The organism is Klebsiella sp. Ech2A (assembly GCF_030078455.1).
Classification (GTDB): Bacteria; Pseudomonadota; Gammaproteobacteria; order Enterobacterales; family Enterobacteriaceae; genus Klebsiella; species Klebsiella terrigena.
On sequence record NZ_JAQGFU010000382.1, the window covers coordinates 1 to 1,776 of the forward strand.

The following is a 1,776-nucleotide window of genomic DNA, read 5'->3' on the forward strand; positions in this document are numbered from 1 at the left end:
CTCAACAGGAGGCGATCGTTATGTCGAAAGAACCTGCAGTTGCGCTGATAGGCCCCGGCGCCATCGGTACCACCATCGCGGCAGCGCTGCACGAGGTCGGTCGTACGCCGACGGTGTGCGGGCGAACCGCTCATCCGCAGCTATCGCTGCGCTTTGACGGCGGACAGATTACCGTTCCCGGTCCGGTACTGACCGATCCCGCGACCGTTGCGCGTCCGTTCGACCTGGTTTTCGTGGCGGTGAAGGCGACGCAGATTGACGACATTAGCGCATGGCTGACGGCGCTGTGCGATAAAAATACCCTGGTTTGCGTGCTGCAAAACGGCGTTGAACAGCAGGAGCAGTTTGCCGCCAGGGTTGCGGGCGCCACGGTGCTGCCTGCGGTGGTGTGGTTCCCGGCGCTGCGGGAAGAAGCCGCTTCGGTCTGGCTGCGCGCGGCCCCGAGGCTGACGATACCCGACACCGCACAGGCCAGACTGGTGCAGGACGCGCTGCGCGGGACCCGCTGCGCCGTGGATCTTGCCGAGGATTTCACTACCGTTGCGTGGCGCAAGCTGCTGCAGAACGCCGTCGCCGGCCTGATGGTGCTGGCGGGGCGTCGCGCCGGCATGTTTTCCCGGGAGGATATTACCGCCGTGGCCTTAGCCTATTTGCGCGAGTGCCTGAGCGTCGCGCGCGCCGAGGGGGCAAAACTGAGCGACAGCGTGCCACAAGAGATCGTTGAGGTCTTTCACCGCGCGCCTGCCGATCTGAGCACCTCCATTCTTATCGACCGCGAGGCCGGGCTGCCGCTGGAGTGGGATATTCGCAACGGCGTGGTGCAGCGGCGCGCTCGCCGACACGCTATCCCAACGCCGCTGAGCGATCTTATCGTACCGCTGCTGGCCGCCGCCAGCGACGGGCCGGGCTGAGGGGCAAAAGGATGGCAGGGAGCCGCTGAGCAAACTCTGCTATCATCCTGCTTTTATCGTGCCGTGCTGAATATGCTCAACCATGCCATCTGCTACCACCGCTACGGGCCGCCGGAGCGCGTGCTGGCCCTGCACACACAGCCTCTGCCGACGCTGGCGGCGGGGAAAGTGCGCGTGCAAATGCGCTATGCGCCGCTCAACCCTTCCGATCTTATTCCCGTCACCGGCGCCTATCGCCACCGCACGACGCTTCCCGCCGTTACCGGCTATGAAGGCGTTGGCGTGGTGGTTGCCGCATCGCCGGGCTCGGGCGCAGCGCCCGGCCAGCGGGTTCTGCCGCTGCGCGGCGAGGGGACCTGGCAGAGCTATCTGGATATCGCCGTCGATTGGCTGGTGCCGGTGCCGGACGGGATTGACGACAGGCTCGCCGCGCGGGGCTATATCAATCCCCTGACCGCGCTGCTGATGCTCAGGCGCTGGCCGGTTGCGGGTAAAAATATCGTCCTTACGGCCGCCGCCTCATCAGGCGCCAGCCTGCTGGGCCAGTGGGCGCTGCGGATGGGCGCGCGTTCGGTATGCGGAGTAATTCGTTCGCCGCAGCATCGTGACTGGCTGGAGCGGCAGGGGATCTATCCGCTGATGACGACGGATCGCGGCATGCTTGGGCAGGTGCTGCAGCAGACCGATCTGCTGTTTGATGCGGTGGGCGGCGACTCCTCCAGCGAGCTGCTGGCCATGCTGCCGGCATCCTCGACGCTTATCTCCTGGGGCTTACTTTCCGGCGCGCCGCTGACGCAGTCGCGCCACGGCGCGCGGGTGAGTAAATTTCATCTGCGCGAGGCGCTGCCGCCGCTGGACGGCGGCG

2 protein-coding genes are annotated in these 1,776 nt (G+C 66.2%); both read left to right on the top strand.

Features of this window, described 5'->3' with window-relative positions:
• Nucleotides 1-20: 20 nt before the first annotated feature.
• The gene (locus PFH44_RS27210; RefSeq protein ID WP_283826779.1) at nt 21-911 is read left to right on the top strand and encodes an oxidoreductase; all 891 of its coding nucleotides are present in this window, start codon (nt 21-23) and stop codon (nt 909-911) included.
• A gap of 72 nt (nt 912-983) precedes the next feature.
• On the top strand, nt 984-1,776 hold a 793-nt coding region (locus PFH44_RS27215), incomplete at its 3' end, for a zinc-dependent alcohol dehydrogenase family protein (protein ID WP_283826778.1).